General features: G+C 45.7%; 8 protein-coding genes. 3 read left to right on the plus strand and 5 right to left on the minus strand.

What is annotated here, in order from left to right:
* The first annotated feature begins 40 nt into the window (after positions 1 to 40).
* Entirely contained in the window at positions 41 to 559 is a 519-nt protein-coding gene (locus AB5026_RS05405) for a nitroreductase (RefSeq protein WP_015525528.1), read from the plus strand.
* 184 nt (positions 560 to 743) lie between these two features.
* On the opposite strand, the gene AB5026_RS05410 is transcribed toward AB5026_RS05405, so the two are convergent.
* Positions 744 to 1,655, minus strand: coding sequence for a LysR family transcriptional regulator (locus AB5026_RS05410; RefSeq protein WP_022427180.1), 912 nt, complete (start codon positions 1,653 to 1,655; stop codon positions 744 to 746).
* A 77-nt stretch (positions 1,656 to 1,732) separates the two neighbouring features.
* Positions 1,733 to 2,686, minus strand: a complete 954-nt coding sequence (locus AB5026_RS05415) for an SH3 domain protein (RefSeq protein ID WP_021652766.1) — start codon at positions 2,684 to 2,686, stop codon at positions 1,733 to 1,735.
* Positions 2,687 to 3,051: 365 nt separating this feature from the next.
* Between AB5026_RS05415 and AB5026_RS05420 the strand changes: the two genes are divergently transcribed.
* Positions 3,052 to 4,131, plus strand: a complete 1,080-nt coding sequence (locus AB5026_RS05420; RefSeq protein ID WP_178817909.1) for a DnaJ C-terminal domain-containing protein — start codon at positions 3,052 to 3,054, stop codon at positions 4,129 to 4,131.
* 91 nt (positions 4,132 to 4,222) lie between these two features.
* On the opposite strand, the gene AB5026_RS05425 is transcribed toward AB5026_RS05420, so the two are convergent.
* Together AB5026_RS05425 and AB5026_RS05430 are read right to left on the minus strand one after the other, a co-directional pair.
* On the minus strand, positions 4,223 to 5,314 hold the full coding sequence (locus tag AB5026_RS05425) for a PTS transporter subunit IIC (protein ID WP_015525523.1): 1,092 nt from the start codon (positions 5,312 to 5,314) through the stop codon (positions 4,223 to 4,225).
* A gap of 49 nt (positions 5,315 to 5,363) precedes the next feature.
* Positions 5,364 to 6,488: an aldo/keto reductase gene (locus AB5026_RS05430; protein ID WP_022427182.1), complete on the minus strand. Its 1,125-nt coding sequence runs from the start codon at positions 6,486 to 6,488 to the stop codon at positions 5,364 to 5,366.
* Between the two features lie 362 nt (positions 6,489 to 6,850).
* Here AB5026_RS05430 and AB5026_RS05435 point away from each other — a divergent pair, with 362 nt between their 5' ends.
* Positions 6,851 to 7,696, plus strand: coding sequence for an AraC family transcriptional regulator (locus tag AB5026_RS05435; RefSeq protein ID WP_022427183.1), 846 nt, complete (start codon positions 6,851 to 6,853; stop codon positions 7,694 to 7,696).
* Between the two features lie 15 nt (positions 7,697 to 7,711).
* Here the strand turns inward: AB5026_RS05435 and AB5026_RS05440 are convergent.
* The coding region (locus tag AB5026_RS05440) for a hypothetical protein (RefSeq protein WP_368212929.1) at positions 7,712 to 7,941 on the minus strand (230 nt) is incomplete at its 5' end.

A 7,941-nucleotide genomic window follows, 5' to 3' on the forward strand; every position in this document is an offset into this window, starting at 1 on the left:
AAATATTTTCAACAAAATTTAACATCAGGAGGTAATGATCATGAATGAAAGCATCAAAAACCTGTTAGAACGCAGAAGCATCCGGGCCTACAAAAAAGAGCTTGTTCCGAAAGAAACTCTGGATACGATCCTGGAAGCGGGAGAATATTCCCCCAGCGGCATGGGACAGCAGAGCACTCTTATGGTAGTGACACAGGATCCGGAGCTGGTTGCAAGGCTTTCCAAAATGAACGCAGCTGTTATGGGCAGCACCTCAGATCCGTTCTACGGCGCCCCAACTGTGATCATTGTCTTTTCCGACAGCAAAATGGGCACCTGTGTGGAAAACGGAAGTCTTGTGATGGGAAATCTCATGAATGCCGCACATGCTCTCGGCGTGGACTCCTGCTGGATTCACCGTGCAAGAGAAGTTTTTGACTCCGAGGAAGGAAAAGAGCTGAAGAAGCAGTGGGGTGTTCCGGAGGAATATATCGGCGTGGGCCACTGTGTTCTTGGATACCGTGACTGTGAGTATCCAACAGCCAAACCGCGTAAGGATGGTTTTGTGATCCGTGTGTGATCGGCTTGCAGAATAAAATTTCCGCTGCCAAAAACTTTTAATGTAAATAAAGATCTGACAGATTCCTGCATGATACGCATCGCTACGTATCTGAGAATACACAGGGAAACAACCCTCCGGTATCATAAATACCAAAAGCCTTTCCCGTCTTCTCCGGTAGTGATCTGTCAGATTTTATTTTCTCTTATTTCAGTGCTTTATCCTTATATCTGGAAATCTCCTCCAGATATTTTTTCCCAAGGACACTGATGTTAACACCCTTTCTGGCAACATAACCGATTGTCATGATCTCATCGGAATCCAGCTTCACAGCACAGTAATCGGAACCATTAAGATCCTCACAGATAATACCGGAGCATAAGGTATATCCATTCAGTCCTACCATCAGGTTCAGCATAGTAGCCCTGTCATCGGCTTTGATCAGCCGTTTGTATTCATAGGTGCTCAAAACCTCCTCAGCAAAATAAAAAGAGTTATTTCCTCCCTGTTCAAAGGACAGACACGGATATTCCTTCAGTTCTTCCAGCGTGATCTTCTCACGCTTCGCCAGAGGATGCCCCTTCCACATATAAACGTAGATCCGACAGTTAAGAAGTTCGTGAAACTCCAGACCATACTCGTGAAACATTTTTGTAAGTACCTTACGGTTAAAATCATTTACGTAGAGGATCCCGATCTCACTCTTGAAATTACGGACATCCTCGATGACCTGATGCGTCTTGGTCTCGTGGACCGCAAATTCGTACTCATCCATGCCGAATTGCTTTACCAGCTCCACAAAGGCATTAACTGCAAAGGTATAATGCTGCATGGAAACACTGAATTTTTTGCGTGACTGTTCCTTGGAAATATATTTGGCTTCCATCAGTTCGTACTGTTCCACCACCTGCCTTGCATACCCCAGAAATTCTTCGCCTGCAGGCGTTACGGCGATTCCTCGGTTCGTTCTTCGGAAGATCTCAACACCGGTTTCTGCTTCCAGCTCCCGGATTGCCGTGGAAAGACTGGGCTGAGAAATATAAAGGCTTTTTGCTGCCTCGTTCATAGATCCGGCTTTTGCAATTGCTATGGTATATCTGAGCTGTGCCAGAGTCATCTTTCTGCCTCCCCGTTTCTTGTTCCGGCTTTCTGTTCCTCTTCAGGCAGATCCGGCAACAAGCATCCTTTATCTTTTTATTTAAGGTAGTTCTTATCTACATATCCTTCTTTTCCAAGCTTCGGAACATATACATACCAGTAAGTACTGTCTTTCTTCTCAATGACTTCTACCGTATCTCCGTTATTCAGCTGGGCGATCTCATTGTCCTTGTCATACGCCTTTGTACTGCGCAGAGCCAGATAGCCGCTTTCCACTTTAACAGTCATGGATGGAGTTGTTGTACCTGAGCCTCCGGTAAGATAGTTCCTATCAACATAACCGGTCTTATCCAGCTGCGGAACATATACATACCAGTACTGATCGTTGCTGGTGTCCTTCACCTGAACCGTGTCACCGGTATTCAGCTGTCCGATCTCATTGCTTTCATTATAGGCTGCCTTGTTGCGAAGGGCAAGATAACCAGTTTCTACTTTAACTGTCCACAGACCACTGTTGTAAATATACCGGTTATCCACATATCCGGATTTATCAAGCCCCGGAGCATATACGTACCAGTAAGTAGAATCACTGCTGTCCTTTACAAGAACGACATCTCCGGTATTCAGACGTCCGATCTCGTTACTGTCATTGTAAGCTGCGGTACTTCGAAGAGCCAGATAGCCTTTTTTTACCTTTACTGTCCAGGAATCGTTGGAAGCTGTGGCGTTCTCTGCTATCTGGATATAGTTTTTGTCCAGATAGCCGGATTTATCCAGTCTTGGCACGTATGCATACCAGTAAGTAGCGTCCTTCCGATTTGTAACTTCCACAAGATCTCCTGTATTCAGCTGTCCGATCTCATTGCCTTTGTCAAAAGCCTTCTCACTCCGAAGAGCCAGGTATCCATCTGTGACTTTGACTTTAAAAGTGGTTCCTGCTGCTGCCTTTGTCTCCCGGATCGTCGCCGGAAAAGCTGCTGCCAGTATAAGTGTCAGAAGTACCAGCCTTTTTACTGCCTTTATATGGGACAGAAGAGTTCTTTTTCTCATATTATACGCCTCCTTTTCTTTTTTGGATCTTTCTCTGATCTGCTGCTCTCTCTGTTTTTTATTTACTGAGCAGACCGCACCGGAATTTATGGTAGTATTATATCATATTTTTAGCTGATAGCTGTAAGAATCATATCTCTTATTTCAGTCCAAAATGTTCTTTTTCACAATGCAGGTATTGACACTTTTAATTAGCAGTGTTATATTACATGTAGAACAAGATAAAAGTAATGCCCCCGGGATTTTTCCCGGGGAATTTTATACGCATACGTTCAATATATGACAGTCCGGGAGATCTGTCCTCTGAGAGGACAGATCGATCATCCGGGACGCTGCAGACTATAATATAAGGGAAGGTGAATACCATGGCAGTAAAAAGAGATTATTACGATGTTCTGGGCATTGACCGGAACGCAGATGAAAAAACAATAAAAAAAGCCTATCGTAAACTGGCCAAAAAATATCATCCGGATACAAACGCCGGTAATGCAGATGCCGCAGATAAATTTAAAGAAGTAAACGAAGCCTACGATGTCTTAAGTGATCCAAAGAAGAAAAAAATGTATGATCAGTTTGGTCATGCCGCATTTGAAGCAGGAGCTGATCCTGGAGCCGGCGCAGGTGCCGGTGGATTCGGCGGATTCCAGGGTGGCGGCAATGGCAGCTATCAGGAATTTCATTTTAACGGTGAAAATATGGACGATATTTTTGGTGATATCTTCGGAAATATGTTCCACGGCAGCCACGGTTTCGGTAGCAATGGCACATATGAGCATTTCACCGGTAACGGTGGCGGCTTTCATAGTGGATTTGGCGGAAGTGGCTTTCACAGTGGCAACGGCTTCGGCGGATTCCATCAACAGGATTTTCCGCAAAAAGGCTCTGATGTGAAGGCCAGCATCAACGTTACCTTTGATGAGGCAGCTTTTGGTGCAGATAAAAGGATCTCTCTGTCCGGTCCGGACGGAAGCTCCGGTGCACCGCAGACACTTCAGATTCATATTCCGGCAGGTATTGATACCGGCAAGAGTATCCGTCTGAAAGGAAAAGGCATGCCCGGAACCGGCGGCGGTGAGCCTGGTGACCTTCTTCTGAAGGTTACCGTAGGAACACGTCCTGGCTATGAACGAAAGGGATCGGATGTTTATACCACCATTTCTATTCCTTACACAACCGCTGTTTTCGGCGGTGAAGCCACCGTTCCCACCCTTTACGGAAATGTTATCTGTAAGATCAGGGAAGGTATGCAGTCCGGTTCCAAGATCCGCCTGAGAGGAAAAGGCATTGTTTCCATGAAGAACCCTTCCGTCCGCGGTGATCAGTATGTAACCATTCAGATCCAAGTTCCTCAGGATCTGAATTATTCCGCAAAAGAGAAACTCCATGAATATGCAAAGGCCTGTGGACTGGAACGGAGTAATGCCACCGGATCACATGTAGCATAAAAGTTAAAATAAAAGAGTATCACAAAGCTCATCACTATCAATGAGTTCCTGTGATACTCTTTTTTGATTTTAAAGTAAGATCTGATATAGCTTATGACAGCGTCATATCTCCATCTTTCACCCATCCGAGCTTACGTACAAACATATTGATCAACGGGCAGAGAACTGCCGGGAGAATAAAAGAGATCAGAAAAAGTCCTGCCCAGTCCATAGCTGTAACAGCTGTCTTGGTTCCTTCTGCAATATCATTCATCCATCCTGTATACACACCGATCTGACCTACAAAACCGCAGGTACCCATTCCTGAGGATACAGCAGTTCCGTTCATCTGAAGCCTGAACAAGCAGGTTGCAATAGGTCCTGTGATAGCAGATGTTACGATCGGAGCGATCCAGATTCTTGGATTTCTGACGATATTTCCCATCTGGAGCATGGAAGTTCCGATTCCCTGAGAGACAAGACCACCCCATTTGTTTTCCCTGAAGGACATGACCGCAAAACCTACCATCTGCGCACAGCAGCCCGCTACTGCAGCGCCGCCTGCCAGTCCGGTAAGTCCCAGAGCCGCGCAGATCGCAGCAGAAGAGATCGGCAGCGTCAGTGCGATTCCAACAAATACAGAAACCAGGATTCCCATAAAGAATGGCTGCAGATCTGTTGCCCACATGATCACGCTTCCTACCTTCATAGCAGCTTTTCCAAGGGCCGGTGCCCACCATGCGGAAAGACCTACGCCCACACCGATGGTTACAAGAGGCGTTACAAGGATATCGATCTTTGTTTCCTTTGAAACTGCCTTACCGATCTCAGCTGCAACAATGGCAACAAACAGTACAGCCAGAGGACCGCCTGCTCCGCCAAGTGCGTTGGAGGCAAATCCAACAGTGATCAACGAAAACAATACCAGCGGCGGGCAATGCAAGGCGTAACCGATAGCTACTGCCATGGCAGGGCCGCTCATGGCAGATGCCAGAGAACCTACTGTGTACTGGGTATCATTGACTGTGGCAACTGCCATAGTCAGAAACGGAATGTGAAACTGTGTGCCAATGGTGTTGATGATCGTACCGATCAGCAGGGAACAGAAAAGTCCCTGTGCCATAGCTCCCAGTGCATCGATACCATATCTCTTCAGAGAGATCTCAATATCCTTTCGTTTCAGAAATGCTTTGAATTTTTCCATTTTTAAACTCTCTCCTTACCCTGATCCGCTTCCTGCCGGATCAGTTCCTTTATTTGCAAAAAGCCTCGCTTACTTTCTCAAGTTCCTCGCGGATGGAAATATGCTGCGGACATACTTCCTCGCACTGTCCGCATTTTACACATTCATCTGCACGCTTTCTGCCATGACTGACTACCAGCCAGTCTTCCTGATGCGCTGCGGCGGCTTTATTTCCGTACAATGTCAGATAATTCATTGCTGTAAAAGAACCGGAAATTCCGATTTCCATCGGACAGACCTTTGCACAGTAGTTACAGGTTGTACATGGGATCAGAGGAATTTTGCTCATAGCCTCTCTTGCCTTATCAAGAGTCTCCTTCTCACTGTCAGTAAGGCCATTGAAATCCTTCATAAAGGAAAGGTTATCCTCCATCTGTGCAACATTGCTCATTCCGGAAAGTACGGTGATCACGCCTTCCAGATTTGCCGCAAAACGGATTGCCCAGGATGCTGTGGATGCTTCCGGCTCTGCTTCCTTCAGAAGCTTTTCCACTGCTTCCGGCGGAGTTGCAAGCATGCCGCCTTTTACAGGTTCCATGATAATGACCGGTTTTCCATGTTTTCTGGCTACCTCGTAGCAGGCTTTTGACTGGATCACCGGATTTTCCCAGTCTGCGTAATTGATCTGCAGCTGTACAAATTCCATTTCCGGATGTGCAGTGAGAAGTGCATCCAGCTCCTCCGGTGTGGAGTGGAACGAAAATCCTGCATGTCTGATCAGACCGGCTTCCTTCTGTTCACGGATCCAATCCCATAAACCATACTCATCAAAATATTTTGTTCTGTGCTCTCCAAGATTGTGGAGAAGATAAAAGTCGAAATATCCTGCCTTTGTTCTCTCCAGAGATGTTTTAAACTGTGCAAGAGCTTCATCTCTTGTCTTGCAGTTGATCCAGGCTGCCATCTTGGTGGCTAGCTGATATTTTTCTCTCGGATAACGCTCTACCAGCGCTTCGCGGATAGCATCTTCGCTTCCTGCATAAGCCCATGCTGTATCAAAATATGTAAATCCGGCTTCCATAAATTTGTCCACCATGACCTTGGTCTGCTCCACATCGATCACACCTTCTGATTTCTGCGGAAGTCTCATAAGGCCAAAACCAAGTTTTTTGATTTCTTCACCTAAATATGCCATATCTTTCTCCCTTCTTATTACATACCGGAAAATTCCTCATATCATCTGATATATCACCGGATAAGCAATATTTCTGACACAGATATCTCCCGGACTGTTATATTTTTGCCGCAGAAAAACTGCGTTTCTCCTATTATAACGATATTTTTCCTGGTGGTAAACCTTTTTCTTTTACAAGTGTCAAGACAATGCCTGCATTACGTCTGAATTTTTGCAGAAAACAGAAAAACAGCTGCCACACGTTTATCGCACGGCAACTGTCTTTTGTCCTATCAGTTCATCTTTGTTCTTTACACCTCAGATCAAATATTTTAAACTGATATTACTTATAATAACCATATATCGAAAGGCAGAAAACTCTCATGAAAAACAAGCAGGTCATGAACCGCCAGACTTCATCAAAAGAACTTCATCTTATTTCCTGCGGCTGGGAAAAATGTACACCGGAACAGTCCTACGGCCCTGGTGTCCGGCGATATTACACCATCCATTTTGTGCTGAGCGGACAGGGATATTTCTATATGAACAACCGGAAATATACCTTGAAAGCCGGACAGTGCTTTTTCATTCCTCCTGTGACCAGCTCTCTCTACAAAGCAGAGCCTTCTGATCCCTGGACTTATATCTGGATCTGTTTCAATGGAGAAAATGCTCCCATACTTTGTGAACACTGTCATCTTACTGAAGAAACTCCGGTCCAGCAGCTAAATTCGGTTCTTCCCTATCAGGAAACCATTCTTGAAATGATGACTCACCCGCAACTGACGCCCTCCAGTGAAGCCTATATCCAGAGTGGTCTTTACCGGATTATCGCCATGCTGGAGGAAGAATTTCATGCTTCCTACACCACCATGGAATCCAACGATAATTTTTACATCACACAGGCTGTTGATTACATCAAAAAAAGTCCGCTACAGAATATCACTGTGACAGATGTTGCTGACTATCTCCATATCAGCCGCAGCCACCTTTACGGACTTTTTAAAAAACATCTTGGAACCACACCCCAAGCATTCCTGACTTCAGCCAAGATCATCAACGCCCGGGAGCTTCTGACCATCACGGATATCCCTGTCTCCAGCGTGGCGTTCTCCTGCGGATATCAAAATCCATTTGCCTTTTCCCGTGCCTTCAAAAAAGAAACCGGCATGACGCCACGGGAATACCGGGAAAAATATCATCATGCCGAGGATCTTCTGGATTGCTGAACCACTTTTCCTGATTTACGGAACAACTACCTTGGCATTATAGTACTCCACCGTAGCATCCATGGTCGGACCTTCGTTGTCAAACCAGTCATAAGTGATAGTTTCGCCGTTTTCTCCCCATGCCTCCGGGCAGTCGATTTCTTCCCAGTCAAGCGGAACAAAATGCTCTTCCTGTTCTGATGCACGCAGCATGATCTGATGCAGCTCCTCAAATTCCTCCGGATTCAAAACTCCAGGTTTTGCGG

It is taken from the genome of Blautia sp. RTP21359st1_E11_RTP21359_211015 (assembly GCF_040910705.1).
GTDB classification, from domain to species: domain Bacteria; phylum Bacillota; class Clostridia; order Lachnospirales; family Lachnospiraceae; genus Blautia_A; species Blautia_A fusiformis.

Coding starts and splice junctions, on each gene's coding strand:
- AB5026_RS05405 (WP_015525528.1), top strand. CDS start 41: ATGAATGAAAGCATCAAAAACCTGTTAGAACGCAGAAGCATCCGGGCC.
- AB5026_RS05410 (WP_022427180.1), bottom strand. CDS start 1,655: ATGACTCTGGCACAGCTCAGATATACCATAGCAATTGCAAAAGCCGGA.
- AB5026_RS05415 (WP_021652766.1), bottom strand. CDS start 2,686: ATGAGAAAAAGAACTCTTCTGTCCCATATAAAGGCAGTAAAAAGGCTG.
- AB5026_RS05420 (WP_178817909.1), top strand. CDS start 3,052: ATGGCAGTAAAAAGAGATTATTACGATGTTCTGGGCATTGACCGGAAC.
- AB5026_RS05425 (WP_015525523.1), bottom strand. CDS start 5,314: ATGGAAAAATTCAAAGCATTTCTGAAACGAAAGGATATTGAGATCTCT.
- AB5026_RS05430 (WP_022427182.1), bottom strand. CDS start 6,488: ATGGCATATTTAGGTGAAGAAATCAAAAAACTTGGTTTTGGCCTTATG.
- AB5026_RS05435 (WP_022427183.1), top strand. CDS start 6,851: ATGAAAAACAAGCAGGTCATGAACCGCCAGACTTCATCAAAAGAACTT.